The organism is Bradyrhizobium sp. 190 (genome assembly GCF_023073415.1).
Taxonomy (GTDB): Bacteria; Pseudomonadota; Alphaproteobacteria; order Rhizobiales; family Xanthobacteraceae; genus Bradyrhizobium.
Map to the genome: position 1 here is coordinate 392096 of NZ_JADPJL010000012.1, position 17562 is coordinate 409657.

The 17562-nt window shown below is 57.6% G+C and carries 14 protein-coding genes; 8 read left to right on the forward strand and 6 right to left on the reverse strand.

All coding sequences use genetic code 11. The annotated features are described in order from the left end of the window. Positions 1-290: 290 nt before the first annotated feature. The 4 genes from IVB22_RS10975 (at position 291) to IVB22_RS41580 (ending at position 8044) form a co-directional block, all read left to right on the forward strand. Positions 291-1541 carry a hypothetical protein gene (locus tag IVB22_RS10975; RefSeq protein ID WP_247517335.1) on the forward strand — a complete coding sequence of 417 codons (1251 nt, stop codon included), beginning with the start codon at positions 291-293 and terminating at the stop codon, positions 1539-1541. A gap of 326 nt (positions 1542-1867) precedes the next feature. After that, on the forward strand, positions 1868-3100 hold the full coding sequence (locus tag IVB22_RS10980) for a DUF6361 family protein (RefSeq protein WP_247517336.1): 1233 nt from the start codon (positions 1868-1870) through the stop codon (positions 3098-3100). Continuing rightward, positions 3093-4865: a phospholipase D family protein gene (locus IVB22_RS10985; protein WP_247517337.1), complete on the forward strand. Its 1773-nt coding sequence runs from the start codon at positions 3093-3095 to the stop codon at positions 4863-4865. Before IVB22_RS10980 ends, IVB22_RS10985 begins: the two co-directional genes overlap by 8 nt. Positions 4866-4948: 83 nt before the next feature. Beyond that, positions 4949-8044, forward strand: coding sequence for a helicase-related protein (locus IVB22_RS41580; protein ID WP_247517338.1), 3096 nt, complete (start codon positions 4949-4951; stop codon positions 8042-8044). A gap of 583 nt (positions 8045-8627) precedes the next feature. Here IVB22_RS41580 and IVB22_RS10995 read toward each other — a convergent pair. Continuing rightward, positions 8628-9428, reverse strand: coding sequence for a nodulation protein NodU (locus IVB22_RS10995; protein ID WP_247517339.1), 801 nt, complete (start codon positions 9426-9428; stop codon positions 8628-8630). Next, positions 9419-10246, reverse strand: coding sequence for a hypothetical protein (locus tag IVB22_RS11000; RefSeq protein WP_247517340.1), 828 nt, complete (start codon positions 10244-10246; stop codon positions 9419-9421). Before IVB22_RS11000 ends, IVB22_RS10995 begins: the two co-directional genes overlap by 10 nt. Before the next feature lie 281 nt (positions 10247-10527). On the opposite strand from IVB22_RS11000, the gene IVB22_RS11005 reads away from it, so the two are divergent. Both IVB22_RS11005 and IVB22_RS11010 read left to right on the forward strand, forming a co-directional pair. Continuing rightward, entirely contained in the window at positions 10528-11169 is a 642-nt protein-coding gene (locus tag IVB22_RS11005; RefSeq protein ID WP_247517341.1) for a glycosyltransferase family 32 protein, read from the forward strand. A 74-nt stretch (positions 11170-11243) separates the two neighbouring features. Beyond that, positions 11244-13397 carry a family 16 glycosylhydrolase gene (locus IVB22_RS11010; protein WP_247517342.1) on the forward strand — a complete coding sequence of 718 codons (2154 nt, stop codon included), beginning with the start codon at positions 11244-11246 and terminating at the stop codon, positions 13395-13397. A gap of 48 nt (positions 13398-13445) precedes the next feature. On the opposite strand, the gene IVB22_RS11015 is transcribed toward IVB22_RS11010, so the two are convergent. The 4 genes from IVB22_RS11015 to IVB22_RS11030 are packed head-to-tail and all read right to left on the reverse strand — an operon-like array spanning position 13446 to position 16284. Further along, entirely contained in the window at positions 13446-14780 is a 1335-nt protein-coding gene (locus tag IVB22_RS11015) for a hypothetical protein (protein WP_247517343.1), read from the reverse strand. Further along, positions 14780-15301 (reverse strand): hypothetical protein, encoded by a 522-nt coding sequence (locus tag IVB22_RS11020; protein ID WP_247517344.1) that lies wholly within the window; start codon positions 15299-15301, stop codon positions 14780-14782. The genes IVB22_RS11015 and IVB22_RS11020 overlap by 1 nt, the downstream gene beginning before the upstream one ends. Continuing rightward, complete coding sequence (locus IVB22_RS11025; RefSeq protein WP_247517345.1) at positions 15249-15743, reverse strand: hypothetical protein; 495 nt, start codon at positions 15741-15743, stop codon at positions 15249-15251. The genes IVB22_RS11020 and IVB22_RS11025 overlap by 53 nt, the downstream gene beginning before the upstream one ends. Next, a complete protein-coding gene (locus tag IVB22_RS11030; protein ID WP_247517346.1) occupies positions 15736-16284 on the reverse strand; it encodes a hypothetical protein in 549 nt (182 codons plus the stop codon). The genes IVB22_RS11025 and IVB22_RS11030 overlap by 8 nt, the downstream gene beginning before the upstream one ends. Positions 16285-16444: 160 nt before the next feature. Here IVB22_RS11030 and IVB22_RS11035 point away from each other — a divergent pair, with 160 nt between their 5' ends. After that, positions 16445-16831 (forward strand): antitoxin Xre/MbcA/ParS toxin-binding domain-containing protein, encoded by a 387-nt coding sequence (locus IVB22_RS11035; RefSeq protein ID WP_247517347.1) that lies wholly within the window; start codon positions 16445-16447, stop codon positions 16829-16831. Next, positions 16831-17544 carry an RES family NAD+ phosphorylase gene (locus tag IVB22_RS11040; RefSeq protein WP_247517348.1) on the forward strand — a complete coding sequence of 238 codons (714 nt, stop codon included), beginning with the start codon at positions 16831-16833 and terminating at the stop codon, positions 17542-17544. The genes IVB22_RS11035 and IVB22_RS11040 overlap by 1 nt, the downstream gene beginning before the upstream one ends. Positions 17545-17562 lie beyond the last annotated feature (18 nt).

Genomic DNA, 17562 nt, shown 5'->3' on the forward strand with positions numbered 1-17562 from the left:
CTTGCGGACAAAGCAATCCTCGGTCACATCGCCGTCGTGAAGCGAGATGGTCGTGGCGGTTTTCGCTAAAGTGCTGATGGCAGAATTGCATAACCTCATCCAGAATTCTCGTCGATTTCGGTCACCCCAATCCATTTGAGCGCAAAGATTCTACGCATGAAAAATACTCATTTGTTGGGCATATGATCCGGCCCCTCATTTAGTGCTATCAATCGTGCTCTGGTAGAAAGAGCCCGGCATTCAGCTCGTTAGGCTTTGCTCATCGTCGGTTTGAGTGCAGTGGAGACCAAATGCTGACCATTTTGTATCCCGAAGTATTGCAAGATATTCGCTTATTGCCCCATGGGCTCCTCCCAATCCGGCGTAAGGACACAGATGCTCTAGCGCTGGCGATCAAGGCCCCGAAGGAGATAATCCTGACGGCGAAAATCAAGAAGGGCTTCAAGTTTTACGTCGTGCCACTTGCCACAAATCTAGGTACGACGCTCGGGCTTGTTGCCGCATTCTTCGATGATGAAGACGAGCCACTGGTAATCAAGACGCCGATGTTTGACGATGACTTGGTTGGGGACCTTCGCGAAATTCTTAGTTACGAGAAGTTGGACATCTATTTTTTTGACGAGCATTGTCGAGAGTGGATGAGCTGGCGCGCAAATGTTCGGGATGGTGGAAGTTGCCTCACGGATGGGACCACCTGGAGACTTTTCGAGTTTACCGAGAGTCGCGCACAGGCCGCCTTCAAGGGGCTAGACCATTGGTTTGCACTTCGCTCGGCGAGAGACGATGAGCGGGCGATCTCCGTCACATTCGTCGAGGAATTGGCGCCCAGCGACCTCCTCATTGTCGATCTTGATCCGATGGGAGTCGACTATTTGGGGAGCGATGGTGCCAATCGTTCGGAACTCGTGCGTGAGCGCCCAGGGCCGTATCAAGAGCGGGACATAGCAACGGCCCTTCGACGGACGTTCTCCGGTGAGCAGGTGGCGATTAATCCGCTGAGGGCAGATACAAACAAGGAATTCTCGGACGGGCTTGCCGTCTCGCACAAGCATCTACTCATCATTCAGGCGAAAGACAGTCCCAATACTGAGTTGAGCTTGAGCCGATCGCTACAGAGGAAGCGTAAGGCGTCAGGCGCTCATTTGGAGAAGGGACTAAGACAAGCCATCGGAGCAGCCAAGCATTTGCGCGGACGTGATACGGTCGAGCTAAGGATCGATGGAGAGAGGGTGGACTTACCGATCGGGGCGCGCGAGCCATTTTGCGCGGTTGTAGTAAAAGAACTGTTCGCGGACGAAGGAGCGTCCTACGTAGCCGCTGTTCAAACGATGGCGAATGAAGGAATCAGGGGCGTAGTTTTGGATTATCCCGCTTTCCATGCCTTTACACACTGGCTTCGGGAAGCAGAGTTGTTGATGACGGCGTTGGAGGACCTGCAAGCTACGGCTCTAGCTACCGGCCGCTATCCTGATTTGCACACGTTTCTTGCTAATTTCACTGCATTTGGGAGTCAGGCGAGATATCCTTATGGGGTACCGTGAGTGAGCAGCAATCCGCTGGCAACGAAGTTGGTTCGATTGATCGTGGATTGTTCAGTCGAAGCGATATATGGGGTCTCAACTCGGCTCGCCTCCCTTCGCTGACACCAGCCTCAGAGCGCCTGCTTCAGATTGGCCGGCAGATTGATGTTGGCCTTTACTGCAGGAACGAATTCGGATCATCCCCTGCCGTGATCGGCGCCACAGGCTGCAACTTTAACACAGGCGCCCATGATCGTCGGAGCCCGGGGCGCATACGGCAAACTCCGGTAGATGCGCTAACTGGGTATGTCGAGGAACGGAGTGGTCTTAAATAAAAGGGGGCGGGAATGAACTTTCTTGGTTGGATTGACCACGACGCCGAACAGGAAGATGCGATCCTGCGCGGGTTAGGTGCTGCCAAGGGGCAGGATGCACGTGATGAACTCGGCCTTGGCACCATCAGGGACAGCTTCGCGGACCTCTTCTTTCCTGGTCTTTCGACTATCCAGCAGCGTGTCCGCTATTTTCTATTCGTCCAGTGGTGCTGCGAGGTGGCAGCGTCGCAAGGAGAGTCCGATCGCATTCTTAGCAGATTGCGGGAGAACGAAGAAGCACTGATCCATTCGCTCAAGCACCTCGGAGAGGGCCAAGGTGTCATTGGGATTGTGAGCCAGGAAGATCTCGAACGCATGCCGAGCGAAATTTACTGGAACGGGCTCATGGTGCTGGGGATGCGCCGGACCCGTGGCAACCGACAGCGCTGGGCGCGACAGGTCGCCGCAAGCCGGAGCTCCGCTCGAACTGACAATCTTGTGGAAGAAGGCTCTAGGCCTTCGATCAATCTCGGGTTCGATCCCGATCGTCCTCCACCGCCAGAGGGTTTTCCAAAGGTCGCCGATCTGGACTTCACGCTGAATGGCGACGAAGCCGACTTCCTTCGCGCGCGCCTAGCAAACGCCTGCGTGGATTCGACCGGGCGCGGACATGAATATAACTTGTTCGGGGCGTTCTCACGCTATCGGCTCAAAACCAATGCGCGAACTCCCTGGGACCACCCGCGTATGAGCAGTCTCAAGCCTGAGGCTCGCGATATGTTGCTGCTGGCCGCCGCTTTTGCCCAGCTCATGCACGGCGCGGTAATTCTTTATAACGTCTGCGTTTCACGCCTGATGCCTTCGAATGACACGACGAACCACACCCTCTCCAGCCATGTCACAGCGTTCTCGAATTGGGCCAAAGATCTCAACCCTGCCGACGTGACGTTGTTCGCACAGCGCATTCCGGAGTTACCCGCGCTTGGACTGATGACCCGCCATCGCATCGATGAAAAGGCTATCTCCTTTGTTCGGCGATGGACACAATTTTGCGCAGAGCCGGAGAAGCTGCTCGATAATTCGGCAGCGAACCGGCTCGTGAGTGACCGGGAAGTCTTTTTGAAGGCCGGCAGCGGTATATCCCGCATTCGCTTCAGCAAGCAAAGGGAACGATGGGGCGGTGAGTCGGGGAGCCAGCAAATGGACTTCCGCTGGCACACGGCGCGGAGCTGCCTCAACGATTTGGCGACGCCCGCACATGCTTGAGCCGCAAGCTCGACTGTCGATCTACGATATCCTGCGTCCGCCAGGTGGTTTTGAACTGGATTGCCTGGTCGCCACAACTTATTCGGCATCGCTCGATACCGTGCTTTCGTTACCCGCAGCGATGCTTGTCGATAGTACCGATGCGGCCAAACAGCAGGCTAGAATCTTCACAGCTAACGACCTCGCGGCGCTGAAACGCGTCTGCGGTCGCACAGCCATCTTCTGCCAAGGCGCTGCAATTCACCCAGCGGAGCTGGTGCCCCCCGCGATCATCGAAGCCGAAGAGATGGTCCATGAAGTTTCGGCTCCGAACGGAGGGAGCTTCCACCCCAAAGTGTGGCTCATTCGTTTCAAGCATAGCGACGCAAAGCGCTCGCTGTTACGCGTGGCGATCATGAGCCGCAATCTCACAGGCGACGCGTCCTGGGATGCGGGCGTAGTTCTGGACAGCAAGTCCGGCGCTGGAGCGCCTAAGGCCAATGATCTGGGCATGCTGCTGCGCCTTCTTCCTACCTGGTGTATTCGCCCGCTCGATCAGGCCCGGCGCGAGTTGCTTCTGGAACTCGCAAGCGAGGTCGAAGTGGCAAAATGGAAGATGCCTGCGGGAGTAGGTACTCCCACGTTCCATGCTGTCGGCAACCGACCCGGACGCGCTTGGATTCAGCCAGAAAGCAAACGGCTCGCAATCATCTCCCCGTTTCTGACTGCCTCGGCAATCAAAGACCTCGCGAAGTCGGCGGATGCCCTCTCGCTCATCGTCTCTCGACCGGATGCCCTCGAGCGATGCTGGGAGACCGTCAGCGACCGCTCCGAGCGTCAGATGGTTCTGGCACCACCCGGAGAACCAACCGAGGGGTCGCGCACCAAGGGTCTCCACGCCAAACTCCTGATCTGGGAAAGCCGATCGAGGATCCGCCTTGCCATTGGGTCGATGAACGCCACCTCCGCCGCGATCAACGGTCGGAATGTGGAGTTCATGGTCAGCTTCGATTGTACCGAGGCCATTGGCGAAGGGGCTATCGATGCACTTCTCGAGCGGCGCTCCATGGGCTCGGTACTGGAGGATTTCGAACCAGCGAAAAGAAGCGAGCCGCTACCGGACCCCTTCGATGATCGTGCGGCACGCGCCTATCTTCTCGCTGCGCAACTTCATCTTGAATGTAGCCTCGCCGAAAGCGGCTGGGAGCTATGCCTGACACCCCGAGCTGCGCACGCAGATATCGAATCGCTGCTGCCTGGCCTCCGATTTCGCCCGGCGACGCTCGCCAGCATCCGCTCAGGCCCGTGTGGCGCGTCGCTGGCAGCCGGGGAGCCGGCCAAGCTTCCTGGTACGCTCGACCTTGCCGAGATAACCGGCTTTATCGTCTTCGAAGCTGATACCCCCGACGGGATGATCGCATTTGTTCGCAATCTTGAGGTGCGCGGCGTCGAGGGAGATGCACGGCGCCACGCAGCGCTCAAGGCGCTCCTTCCGGACAAAGGCAGTTTCTCAGATTTCCTCAGGGTCCTTTTAGGAGACTTTCGTTCCCTTGAGGCGATCACGACCATGAACGGAGCTAACGGCGAACCCACCACCTGGAGACCAACTGGCCAGTCGGGTATCCTCGAAATGCTAATCCGCTGCGCAGCCGATGACCCTGCGCGGCTGCAATCGATCGAGGCAACGCTCAAAGCCTTCAGGCCGGAGGAGCTTGAGACGGTCACTCCGCCTGAATTCCGAGAACTCTGGTCGGCCATCCTCGAGATGGTGAGCGCAAGACGATGAGCGCTACGTCCCGCAGGAGCGAACCAACCCGCTTTCAGGAGAGGACGATAGCCTATGTCGTCAAGAGATTTTGGGAGGATGCTGTGCCGGCCCGACGCTTCCTTGTGGCCGACGAGGTAGGTCTCGGAAAAACCATGGTCGCTCGGGAGGTTCTTGCCGAGGCTCTGCGGCGCAAGCCCGACGAGAGTATCGACATTGTCTACTTGTGTTCGAGTCAGCCTGTCGCAAGTCAGAACCTGAAGCGATTGAAGGTTCATGGCCATGGCGGTAATACTAAAGCAACCCGGCTGACATTGCTCGCGGCTGAACCGCTCGCCAATGGGGGCGTGCGCTATTTCGCACTCACGCCCGACACATCTTTCAAGGTGACAGGCCGCTCAGGTACGGTTCGCGAGCGAGCTCTCATCTACCTGTGCTTGCGTTCGACGTTCAAGAGCGCTGGATTTCTGGCGATCTTGCAGCAAGTCACGGACGCCAGCTGGAAGCGAGTGCTCGATGGACTGGACGTCCCCAAGTTTGATCAATCCGTGATCAAAGCGTTCAGAAGCGCGGTCCGAGCAGATGAACCGCTCCTGGCGGAAGTACGCAGTCTCGCCGGTGAAGCCACGACGGTTGGGCCGTCAGATGCGAAGAAATTCAAGAAAAAGCGGGATGGGCTGGTAGGGCGATTGCGCAGGGAACTTGCCCTGCGGAGCGCTGAGGCGCTGGCAAGCAACGGGTTGATCATCGTCGACGAATTCCAGCGCTTCGCGTCCCTCTTCAACTTTGCGAATGTCGAGCGGGATTTCGGCGTACGCCTTGCCGAGCGCCTATTGACGCAAGACATTCCTGAGCGTCGCGTCCTGCTTCTCTCCGCCACGCCGTATCGCATACCGGGCGGTGAACTGGCCCCGGACGAAAAACCCTATGCCGACTTTGTAGCGCTGGTACGCTTCCTCGCTGGCACGGAGACGGCGACTGCGTTGTCGGAGGCGCTCGATATATATTCGAGGGCCTTACGAGCCCATCCGCCAGAACCAGACGCAGTCATGGCGGCGCGCGACGATGCACGATCAATCCTTCGAAAGATCATGTGTCGCACGGAGCGAACCGGCGCAATGTCTAACTCCAACGCCATGGTCAACGAAGAGGTTCTTGGTCTGCTTCCTGAGGCTCGGGATCTCGGAGGGGCGCTGGCCGCGCGTCGCATCGCCCGACGAATTCAGGTTCGTGATCCGGTCGAGTATTGGAAGTCCGCCCCCTTCTTCCTCGATTTCATGCGTGGATATCAATTTCGGGACGCCGCAATCGGCGTCGAGAAGGAGAGGGATCGCCGATTTGTTGCGCAGCAGGCAAAGAGAGGGGGGCTATTGCTCGACCCGCAGGTGCTCAAACGTCTCGACCCCCTGGTGTCGCCGTCGCCGCGCTTGCGCCATCTGGTAAAGGACGCAATGCCCGACGGCGTTGAGCGATTACTCTGGATCCCTCCGTCGCTGCCCTATCTCAGGCCGGGCGGGCAATTCTCCCAGGCTATGCCGGACCTGAAACGGCTCATATTCACGGAATGGCGGCTGGCACCCGACGCCATTACAGCGTTGACTTCCTACGAAATTGAACTGCGACTTGCAGCAGGGATGCGGGCCTCGCGCACGACGCGAAGCCGCCGCGCTGACCGCGGTCTTGGCCAACGACACAAGCGCTTCGGTGACCTGGGGAACATGCTTCGTCTTGGCCGCGCCAATCAGGCCGCAGGCGATCCCACCTTGTCGATGGTCCCTCTCGTGCTTCTTTTGTCTGGGCCGTGCATGGCTTTATGGGGAGATCCCCTGCCGCACGCGATTGCCGCCGGGGCATCGGTCGAGCCCTCGCAGGTCTTAAAAGTCGCCGAAGCCAGGATCAGGGCGGCGCTCAAAATGCTTTCTCCGGGCACCCAGATGGGGCGTGTCGACGACCGCTGGTATTGGGCAGCCCCGCTTCTGCTAGAAGAGGGGTCCCACAATCAACAGTGGGTTTCGATGGAGGACCCGTTTCTTGCTGCGAAGGAGGTCGTCTCGACGGACCTGGATCGCGTGAAGGAGGCTATCTCCGCTATCCTTGACCACCCCGAGCAGCTTGGAAAACGTCCCAGAGATCTTGTCCAAGTACTCGCAAAGCTTGCGACTGCGGGACCGGGCAACTGTGCCTTTCGCGCACTGTCGCGAACTGCATCCGGGCCTGTGACGGTTTCCCAGCTGAAACGCGGCGCGTTCCACGTCGCCCGCGGATTCCAGAGCCTATTCAATCAAAGCGAGGCGGCCGCTGCAATTCAACTCGAACATCCTGGCCGAAAGCGTGTGTTTTGGGATCAAGCACTCGATTATTGTATCGCCGGAAATCTCCAGTCGCTTCTCGACGAACAATTGCACTTCGAGGCCGATGGTCTCGCGATGTTCGATGGAACGGACGCGGAGAAGTTAGAGATGGCCGCCACAGCGGTTCACGCCTCGCTCACTCTGCGTCGCGCGTCTATCGACGTGCGAGGTCTCGAACGGCGCCGCAGCCGGAAGGCCGACTCGACCGCGGACTTGGTTCGCTTACGGTGCCGGCATGGGGCGCGATTTGCTGAGGTCAAGGAGGCCGACGGTGCAGTAAGCCGCCTCGACGCAGTCCGTGCGGCATTCAATTCTCCCTTCAAACCTTTCATTCTGGCCTCAACCGCGGTTGGACAAGAGGGACTCGACTTCCATCCCTGGTGTCACGCTGTGGTTCATTGGAATCTGCCTCGATCGCCCGTCGAACTGGAGCAGCGCGAGGGGCGCGTCCATCGATACAAGGGCCACGCGGTCCGCCTGAACATTGCAGGGTTCATCGGGCTTTCCGGCTTGGCCGAGGCAAGCGGCTCTCCGGGGTCCGATCCATGGCAAAAGCTTTTCGAGATCGCCGCAACGTTAGACACCGTCAATGAGCTGTCGCCCTGCTGGTTGTTCGAGCAGGGAGCAAATCCAACCAAAATTAGGCGAATTATTCCGTTCCTGAACTTCAGTCGTGAAGAAGACGGTTGGCCTCAGTTGCGTGCGCGATTGGCGACCTACCGCCTCGCAATTGGTTTACCCAGAGCGAATGATTTACTCGATGCGCTCGAGCGTAATGGCATTACAGCCGATCAGGCCTCCGCGTGGAAAATCGACTTACGGCCGCCGCCTCTTTTCAGTAAGTCCTAGCCAGTCGAGTAGCGCGTTGCACTGCCCTTATCCACCTTTCGATCAAGCAGTTTCTCTCGAATTGCTATAGCGCCAAATCCGCCTCATCAATCGTTTTGATCGCGGCGGAGCAGGCCTCGATTGGCCGGCGGCTGGCCTTACGGAAATAACCCCCGGCGACGCTTGCCATTCTGTACCTTTTCAACGCCGATCGACGTGGTCGCGGTCCAGTGTGTTGTACCGTCACGGGCCGCCCGTTCCATGATTTTATCGAAGGCCTTGTCGAGGATCAGGTTGAGCTGTTGATTGACCCGTTCATCCAGAGAGCCCCTGCAGGTTCTAGAATGCACTCGCTTTCAGCCCGCCGTCATTTCATACCGCCGTCGCTATCACTGTCCCGAAATCGGGTTTGTCTTCCAGCGGGCCTACGCTCGCGCTCCGGCACTGTAGGAATGCCCTGCTTGCGTCGGTCTCGGTGCGCGATCGGCGCGCTTGTGTCGCAGCGCCGGATTACAGGAACAACTAAAAATGAGATTATATCGCGAATCATGGCCACGCTGGCTTTCGGTGCGCCCTCCGTACCCATTCGGCGCCGCATCGCTCCTCAAGCGTTAGCAGCATTCGAACTTCGTATCCTTAGGTACGCTTGGTAAAACGCGGATGATTTAAGAAGATAAGCTTTCGCCTCGACTACAAAGCCATCCAAATTGTGCTCCACTGCGTAAGCCGAGAGGTCGTCGATTTTGTTTATGAACCCTCTGCCCTTGAAGTTCAGAGAGGTATTGCAGAGGACGCCATAACCGGTACGGGCCTTACATGCGCTTAGCAAATCGTGCAATTTGCGGTTCGTCGAAGCTGACACTGTCTGGATTCGAGCGGTACCGTTAACGTGCGTAACAGCGGCCAAGGAGTTCGTTCTGACCCGATGCGTGTAGAGCATGTAGGGGCTGGCGTGATCGCAGCCAAACCATTTCGCAGCCTCTTCTTCCAAGCAAACAGGCGCAATCGGACGGAATTGTTCGCGCTGCTTAATTTCGTTCAGCCGCATTCTGGTACTAGCTTCGAACGGCGCAGCAAGGATCGAGCGGTTACCCAAAGCTCTCGGGCCGATCTCATATCTGCCACTCGCCCACCCGAGAATGAGACCGTTGGCCAGCATGTCGGCAATGACGGCATAGTCTGACGCGTGAATATCATACATCGAAAGATCGAATGAACCGGTCGTATTGAATTCAAGGCCAGAATAGACGTTCCAATCGATCTTTGGATTACCCATGAGATGAAATTGGGCATCGATAGCTGTTCCAATTGCCGAGCCAGAGTCGTTCGCCACAGGTGGCACAAAGATCTCGCTAAAGAGGCCGGTCTCCGTCCACTTGGTATTCCAGTCGCAGTTCAGCCGCATCCACCCGCAATCAACAGCGGCAGTCCTTTCTTCATGTTCGATTTGGCGAACCGATGGAAGATGTCGAATATCCTGTCGCTAAGAATGCCCGCGAAGTTGCGGAATTCTGGATCATCCAATCCGACATTGAAGTGCGGCGAATGCTCAAGTTGCTGGTATAGGCTCGCTTCGAGATATGGAGGGTTCAATAGAAGGTCGATCAGCTTTTCTTCTTCAGCCGAAGGTACCTTGCGTTTCGAAAACGAAGTCAATGCCATGAGTTTTCCCGCGTCGGAGAAGCGAGAAAAAGGCGCATTCTTAGGAAAGGTTGGGTCGGCCAAACCGTAGAGCGAGATATAGCGATTTCCTGGCTGATTCAGGACATCGGCGAGGAGCTTTATGTTCAGCGCGGAATCGATCTCGTAGAACGCGCCGATTGCTCCCTCCCATACTAACACGTAGCACGGGGTGCCTTTTGGTAGACTCGACAAGCCAAAAGCACACAACACGTGCGATCGCTCGTGAGAAGAGGAGAAATATTGGATCGGCCTGCCCATGAGGCGCCGCCGCTCGATGATGACGTCGCTACCCGACACGCCGCGGTATCCGGCGAGCGCATTTGGGCCGAGTACGCGATGCTCGCGCGGCCACCATCCGCCTGTGCAAAGCACGTCGGGAATCTCGTCAATCTCGCCAAGAACGCTGAAAACATCGTGACTGGATACGGGCGAATATCGCCAGTTCGAATTCTTCTCCGCCTCGATAGAAACCTTTAGCTCCGCCCCTTTCAGGTAGGCGATCGCGCCGTCGTGCCCAGGGTTATAAGAGAGAATATTCATTGCGTTGCGAGCCCCCCAATCGATCCTCAGTCAGTCGCCGCTAACCAGCGTTTTGCACCGCGACAAACCCTTTCCCAATGGTACAACTATGAGTATACAATAGCTTTTCGTGTAAATGGCAAGCCATGCAACCATGATAGGTCATGCCCAGTCGCTTAGATATGACGGACGGTCCCGAGCACCATCGCCAGCGTTCAGAGTTCATCAGAGGGCTCGTCCAACGATCCGACACAAAGGCTCCAATCAACGATAGGTACAAGCGAGCGCCCCCTAGAACCATCGTGCAGTTTTGGCATGATCTCGGCGAATTGCCGGCGGACATCAAGGAGTGCATCGCCTCGTGGGCACGCTGGACAGCAAGCGGCTTCACGCATCGCTTGTTCGACGAAAACGGCGCCAGAGAATTTATCAGGGAGGCGCTGGATGCACGCCACGAGCACGCTTTTGATCGCTGCTACCATCCCGCCATGCAGGCCGACTATTTTCGGTTGTGCTACCTGTTTGTTGAAGGAGGTCTTTATGTCGACGCGGACGATGTATGCGTCAGTACGGAAATTGGCTCGCTATTCGATGACGGTCGACTGAAGGTCCAGCCGCTATGTTACGACATCGCTTCGGCGGCAATGGTAAATACAGCCAGCTTCCTTTCTATCGGCGCATACGAGGCCAGTTGGATATTCTACGTAAACAACAATCCTCTTATAGCAAGCAAACGGCATCCGATCATCGAGCGGGCGCTCCAGCGAGCGACCGATCTTCTCCAAGATGCCGACGAAGGCGTGTTACCCGAGATACAAACGACGACCGGACCGGGAAATCTATCGAGATCAATCTTCGAGCGCGGCGCTGAATCGGCGGAAGCGGAGGGAGAGCTCGTCGTGCTGCGAGATTGGGAGTCATTGCTGTCTCAAGATGGCCCTTGAGCCATCGCAGCGATGCTCGAAACTGGCGGCTCTCAAATCAACAGAGGTTTCGTCGTGGCGAAAGCTAATCTCGAATGAATTTGTCGAAGCCGCTGCGCGCCGTCTCCCTGTTCTTGCATTCGTTAGCCCTGCGATGCCGTGTATACTTGCCACGCAAGCAGTGCTTAGCGTTTGTGTCGCCAGCAAACCCACAGCAAACGGGTATCTCCCAGATATACGTAATCAATCTGGATCGGCAACCTAACCGCTGGGCTGATGTTCTTCGCGAGTTGGCTTGCATCGTGGACTCCAGCGGCACCCCTTTGACACATAGAGCGAACAGGTTCTCTGCAAGCGACGCGCGGTCCACTCAGCACGACCTGACATGTCTCGCTGAGATCGATCCGTTCTATTCGCTCGGCGATCAGTTGTATGTAGAGCCGCAGCCCCACGCGTTGCCCGATGATTTCGATCTGGTTCGTCCCATTCGAATGAGCCAGGCGGAAGTCGCAATCGCGCACTCGCATATCGGCGTCTGGAAGACGATAGCACAGTCCTCGGCTCCCTACGCACTTGTGCTCGAGGATGATGTCTGGTTCGAGAGAGATTTCTCGCGCATTCTCGATCATGCGTGGCGCGAGATGAAGCATGCCGACGGAGAGGAACCTGCCTTCGATGTGTTGTATGTATCCTACGCGGAAGCGCGGCACGGTGCTCCGAAGGAACTGCTTTCGGAAAACGTGTTTCGCCCAGAGCGCGGGCTTTGGTTTCTGTCAGGTTATGTGCTGTCGCGGAAGGGTGCACAAGCGCTTCTTCGGCTCCTTCCGTGCCGCGGCCCGATTGATCTATGGATAAATCACAAGTTCCATGTGATGGACGTACGCGCTCTACGTCGCCCGGTGGTCAACCAGCGCGCCGATCTTCTTTCGACGAATTCGTATTCGATCCTTCCAGCCCTAAGCACGCTTGGTGTGCTCGACTACAGCGCTACGGCGCTTTTTCATCAGAGACCAAGCCATTATCTGGTGTTCGCCTTTGGACCGCCCGGTTCCGGATTGTCGTCGCTCGCATTGGCGCTCTCTATGCTGGGTTATCGTTGTTGCAGCGATTTTGACCGCATTCCGGAATGTGAGTTCAAGAGACTAATGGCCGGCAGTGCTTCGCCTGTTTTTGACGCCTATGTCAATGTAGGCTCACTGAATACGCATTTCCACGCTCTCATGCTGCGCTATCCGCATGCAAAATTCATCGTGACCGAATGCAAGGGAACCGTCGGTGATGATGTGATTGAGATGCTACTAGGGGCCGACCTGGTGCGCTTGAAGCATAATGACACCAACCCTTGGCGCGCGCTTTGCGAACACTTGAGACTACCACCGCCCACCGCACCGTATCCAGTTGTTCAAGACATTGGACAGCGTAAAGCTCGGGCACCCGTGGCCGGCACAGCAATGAACCGTTCAACCAAGCGACTTCGGTATGACCGATCGCCGTGGATTGTAGAACCACGCGCTGGCTGGGAAGGAATAAACGCGAATGTACTGGAAAAGCCGGCGCAACCTGGATCGGTGGTCAAGTTTGAAGATGATCTTACCGATATCCAATCGACACGATGGGTGTTGAGAAACGACACCTTTCCAGGAAACCTCGGATTATTTCGTCCGACCAATGTCTCTGCGAACTCGGGCGGCGGTCTTGGGCTTGCCGTGCATAGGGAGCCACTTGGCGTTCGGAATTACAGCGCGGCAGCGATTTCGAGCCGAGACAGCTTCCTGTATGGGCGGTTCGAAGCAAGGCTGCAAGCAACGAATGTTTCAGGTCTAGTGACCGGATTCTTCCTCTATAGATCCTCGCCTCGACAAGAGATCGATATCGAGATCACTGGAAATCGTCCGACGCGACTTCTGGTCAACGTGTTTTATAATCCAGGCTCAGAGGGCGCTAAGTTTGACTACGGATACCGGGGGACGCCGGTAGCTATCCCATTGGGGTTCGACGCGTCGAAAGCCCCGCATCGGTTTGCGATCGAGTGGGACCCCTGCGAGATTCGGTGGTTGGTTGATGGTGGACTGGTGCACCGCCGCGCCGTATGGAATCCAACCCCCATTCCGCACCTCCCAATGAAGTTGCATGCCAACACTTGGCCAACTCGTTCCCGAGGTCTTGCGGGCCGGCTATCGGTCAGCGCACTGCCCGCGTCTGCGATTGTGCACGATATTGCTGTCGATGCATTCAAAGCAGACGTGTAGGCCGCGTCAGGTTTGCGCTGCCCGGGACAGAATTGTCTCCAAGCCGATTCATAACTGAAGTGCCGCGCTTCCCACGTTCACGTTTGGCTTGGCAACGAAGTCTGCCACGGACGCCATCTCAGGCGCACTGAGCTGCATCTGAAGAAATCGTGCCGTCGGCTCCAAGGAGGCAAGACGGATGGCCTGAGCGATGACGAGGGCTCCCGCCGCTGCCCCGACAAAAGGCACTGACGTGCTAGCCTCAGCGAAGCTGACGATCCCACATTGGCCAATCTGCTTTTCGAGATCCTTATAGGCCGCACTGGCTTGACGATCCGATAGTGTCTCGTCAACCTCATGCTCGGGCTCGTTCCATAGATCGCCGGACGAAGCGCCTTTGGCAATTACGCGTAGCTGGATGCCCTCGAAATCATGCGGCCCATGCCCGAGGCCGGCGTCAATCATGTAGTCAAAACCATGCTTCGCCATCACGCGGCGCGGCTCAACGCGGTCAAGGCCACTCAAGAGATACGGCGGGTCGTCGGGCGCAAACCGAATATCACCATGATGTCGCCGCTCGATGAGGTCTGATGTCCAGCCGGCGGCCCTTAGCCACGTGGCAGAAATCCGCGCTTTCTTCTCCCCGATGTCGTCACCAGACACCAACAGACTCGTCGCCTCGTTTTCCTCCCCGATGGTCTGATCGTCCTGAAGGACGGCGCGGCCGCCTTTTGATCCAAGAAGACACAGGTTCCAGACAAAGCCTTGGCCAAGATGGCCGAGGCCCAGAAACCAGAACTGGTCAGGTACATCGAAGCATTCGGGCCCAATGTCTTTACGGTCGGCGCCCATCCATGGCGTCCAAAGCGAAATCGTGGCATCTCTCGGGCGTAGCATTTTCCCAGCAAGGACACCGGCAAAGACTTGGCGCACGGCGAGTGCGGCAGCAAACACGCCGGAAAGAGCCAGCCGAGAATCACCAATCGTCCCATCACGCACACGCGTTCCGGAGAGCCATCGGTCCCACCAGCAGCGGATCGTCCAGCCCCTGCCGCCTAATGCGTGCCCAACAATGACGTTGTGCGTCGTTCTCGCAGGCGGCTTTCGGGCAACCTTGGCGCCGAGCTGTCGTGCCGCACGATGAAGCGTTGCGCCTAAGGGAAGGCTTGCGATCAACGGAACATCAGCTTCGCTGACGAGCGTGACGCGGCCAAAGCATTTGCGCGCGGTGACGATGGCGGTTAACGCCGCCGCCTGGCCGGCGCTGGTCGTAGCCTGATCGGCGCAAACTACCACCGTTATGTGGATGGCGTCGAGGCGCGCTTCCGCTTCCTCAAAGGAATTAGCCCGCGCAGCGTCAGCGAGAGCCTTGGTGATGCGCGACCGTTTCCAGTGGTTCGTCATCAGAACCACCCAACTCTCAGAAAGCGGCTTTTGCTCTTGCTGTGATCAGCCCACCGGCCGTTGCCCAGAAATTCGTACATCCCTATCCCGCCGGGCTTAGGCGTGCCCCGGGCAAAATTCGGCAGGATGAACGCAATATGTCCGGGGCGAGGCATGACGGGTCCTGCGCGATCGGACGCGCTTTGCCCATACCCGGACGGGTGCACGTGCACATCCGCAACGACACCGTAGCCCCGCGCCCGGCAAATTTCCCAAAGGCGCGGTAAGGCAGTTTCACGAATGGTCACGATACCTGTGGCCAGCGCCTTCGGATCAACGTCGTCATAGAACACGAATTCGAGGATCTCGTGCGTGCCGTTCTTCAACGTGCGGCCGAGCAGATAAGCGCCGCTTTCACGTGTCTCGTTCAGCGTGCGGTGCGCAAGCTCGCGCACGCCTGGTTCCCAGACGCGTCGCGCGCAAATAATTCTAGGCGGCGCGAGACCGGCCCAGCCAAGCAGCGTGTTCAGAAACGAGCTCATACAAGCGCTCCATAATGAAAGTGATGTGCCGATCCCGGCGCCAGACGAGATCCGGGCGTTTCGCTGCCCAGCCGTTATGCAGTGCGGCAAGACGCTGCCACGGGCGGTAGATGCCGCCATACGCTCCCGGCTGATCACCCCATTCCTTCAGCGCATCGACAACGCTGTCGGCGCTCGCCGCGAGGGGGGCAGGACGTTTGCCTTCCGCATGGTCCCAATGCTGGATGAATGGGCCCACGGCCGGAAAATTGTCGCACACCAACTGGAAGCCGGAGGTCACGCTATGACCCGTCGGCGGATCGAAGCCGGTAATGTTCATTTCGAGTTTCGGGAACGCATAACGCACGATCTGCCAGCGCCCCTGTTCGACACCGGCAAGGAAGCGCACCGACCGAAGATGCGCGTCCAGCGTTTGCTGCGCGGCCGACAGAGCGTCAGCCATTGCTGAAATCCTTCAGCGTGAGATCGACGACCAGCGTGCAGTGGCTGTGCTTCACGAACTTGCCCAGCGCATCCTCGCGGGGAAGCGGCGCGTCGGCGCCCGGCAAGATCAGATTGGCCTTCGCCGCAGCTACGGGATCGAGGCCGAAGCCCTTCTTGCCCACGGCCCACTGCAAGGCCTTGAAGACCGTCTCGGACGGAGCGAAGTGATGCTCGATCGTGCGATGTTCGTAGCGCACCTGGAGCGTGACGACCGGGCAGCGGTGCCCCACCAGGCGAATGGCCTTGCGTCCATGCGGTGGGCGAGGAAGCGGCTTGTCGTGGCCGTGTTCAAAGAGGTGCATGTCTTCGGACACGCCGATGCGAGCACGAACGGTCTCGTGGAAGCGCTCGTCGACGACGACCGAAAAGCCCATCGCCTCCTCGCGGTCCTCAATCTCGATTTCGACGTCGATTTCCAGGACCTCAATGACCTCAAGCGCCGAATCGGGAGGTTGACCTTCAATATGCTTGGGATTCGCGGGCTGGTTGCTATGTTCCATGGTATGATCCTTTTAGCTGTGGCTTCGGCCCCACAAAGGGCGACAAAAGCGCGGTCTATGTTCGGAAACGGACAAAATTGGTTATTTCGTACGTTCTTGGACTATCTGTAATCGAACGAATATGCTACGTCAAGTCCGATTTTGGACTTATGGAGCCGTCATGCCGCCAGCCGCCACACCCGCCGAAACATCCGCAAACGCGTCCCCAAGCCGGGCCTTGGATGTGTTTTTCAAAATTGCCGACGCCTGGAAGCTATCGATCGAGCAGCAGATCACGCTGCTCGGCGCCCCGGCGCGGTCGACGTTCTACAAATGGAAAAAGGAAGGTGGCCTCTTATCGACCGATACGGAGGACCGCATCTCGCACCTCGCCGCCATCTATAAAGCACTGCAAATAGTCGTTCCCGATCCACATGCGGCCGACACATGGATCGAAAGGCCCAACAAGTATTTTGGAGGCCGCACCGCGCTCGACGTGATGCTCGATGGAAAGCTCACCGACATCTATGCGGTCCGCGTTTATCTGGATGCCCAGCGCGGAGGCTGATGGCGATGTATTCCAAGCGTTCGTTCGATCAGGATTGTTACCAGCTCATCCCCTCGCGATTTCCGATCATCGAGGTGTACGAGCGGCTGGGCGACGACCAGTTACAGACTGCCGCGAAGGTTCTGGAGGAGCGCACAAATCCTCGCCTGGCAGCGATCAAACAGCTACCCAGTGTACCGAAGGCAGGCGAAAAATCTGCCAGCCAATATCAAAACTGGAATCACGCGCCTTTCGCCTACAAGGACCCGCGCGGGACCTTTTTTCTCGGGCCTACGCTCGGATGCCTTGAGCTGGCCAGCGATATCAACACCGCTCTGGCCTTTGCCCTACTGCGCCGCGAGGAATTTCTCGGCAGCACGGGCGAACCCGCCATGGGTCTCGACATGCGTGTCTTCAGCCGTCGCATTACAGGAAGTTTTCACGACCTTACGAAGCTCGACCCCAACCTCCCGAAGGCCGAGCGTCGGAAGATCGGGCATCAGCTTCATGACAGCGGCTCGCCGGGCGTTCTGTTCTGCCGGCCGGCCTTCAGCGATCATCGCTTCCTTTCCGTATTCGACGCCGCCTTGTTGCCTCGCGCCGTTCAGGGCGCGCATTACCGTTTCGTGTGGGACGGGCAGAAGATCAAAAGCATCTATGATTTTTCCGACGGAAAAGAAATTTTGCGGGGCGCGTTAGTGGCGCCCGATGTCGGCAGAGACGCTGCCGAATAGATAGAAACAGGGGGCAAA

Bases quoted from the DNA above. Each gene is read 5' to 3' on its own strand.
- IVB22_RS10975 (WP_247517335.1), top strand. From the start codon at position 291: ATGCTGACCATTTTGTATCCCGAAGTATTGCAAGATATTCGCTTATTG.
- IVB22_RS10980 (WP_247517336.1), top strand. From the start codon at position 1,868: ATGAACTTTCTTGGTTGGATTGACCACGACGCCGAACAGGAAGATGCG.
- IVB22_RS10985 (WP_247517337.1), top strand. From the start codon at position 3,093: ATGCTTGAGCCGCAAGCTCGACTGTCGATCTACGATATCCTGCGTCCG.
- IVB22_RS10995 (WP_247517339.1), bottom strand. From the start codon at position 9,428: ATGCGGCTGAACTGCGACTGGAATACCAAGTGGACGGAGACCGGCCTC.
- IVB22_RS11000 (WP_247517340.1), bottom strand. From the start codon at position 10,246: ATGAATATTCTCTCTTATAACCCTGGGCACGACGGCGCGATCGCCTAC.
- IVB22_RS11010 (WP_247517342.1), top strand. From the start codon at position 11,244: ATGAATTTGTCGAAGCCGCTGCGCGCCGTCTCCCTGTTCTTGCATTCG.
- IVB22_RS11015 (WP_247517343.1), bottom strand. From the start codon at position 14,780: ATGACGAACCACTGGAAACGGTCGCGCATCACCAAGGCTCTCGCTGAC.
- IVB22_RS11020 (WP_247517344.1), bottom strand. From the start codon at position 15,301: ATGAGCTCGTTTCTGAACACGCTGCTTGGCTGGGCCGGTCTCGCGCCG.
- IVB22_RS11025 (WP_247517345.1), bottom strand. From the start codon at position 15,743: ATGGCTGACGCTCTGTCGGCCGCGCAGCAAACGCTGGACGCGCATCTT.
- IVB22_RS11030 (WP_247517346.1), bottom strand. From the start codon at position 16,284: ATGGAACATAGCAACCAGCCCGCGAATCCCAAGCATATTGAAGGTCAA.
- IVB22_RS11035 (WP_247517347.1), top strand. From the start codon at position 16,445: ATGCCGCCAGCCGCCACACCCGCCGAAACATCCGCAAACGCGTCCCCA.
- IVB22_RS11040 (WP_247517348.1), top strand. From the start codon at position 16,831: ATGGCGATGTATTCCAAGCGTTCGTTCGATCAGGATTGTTACCAGCTC.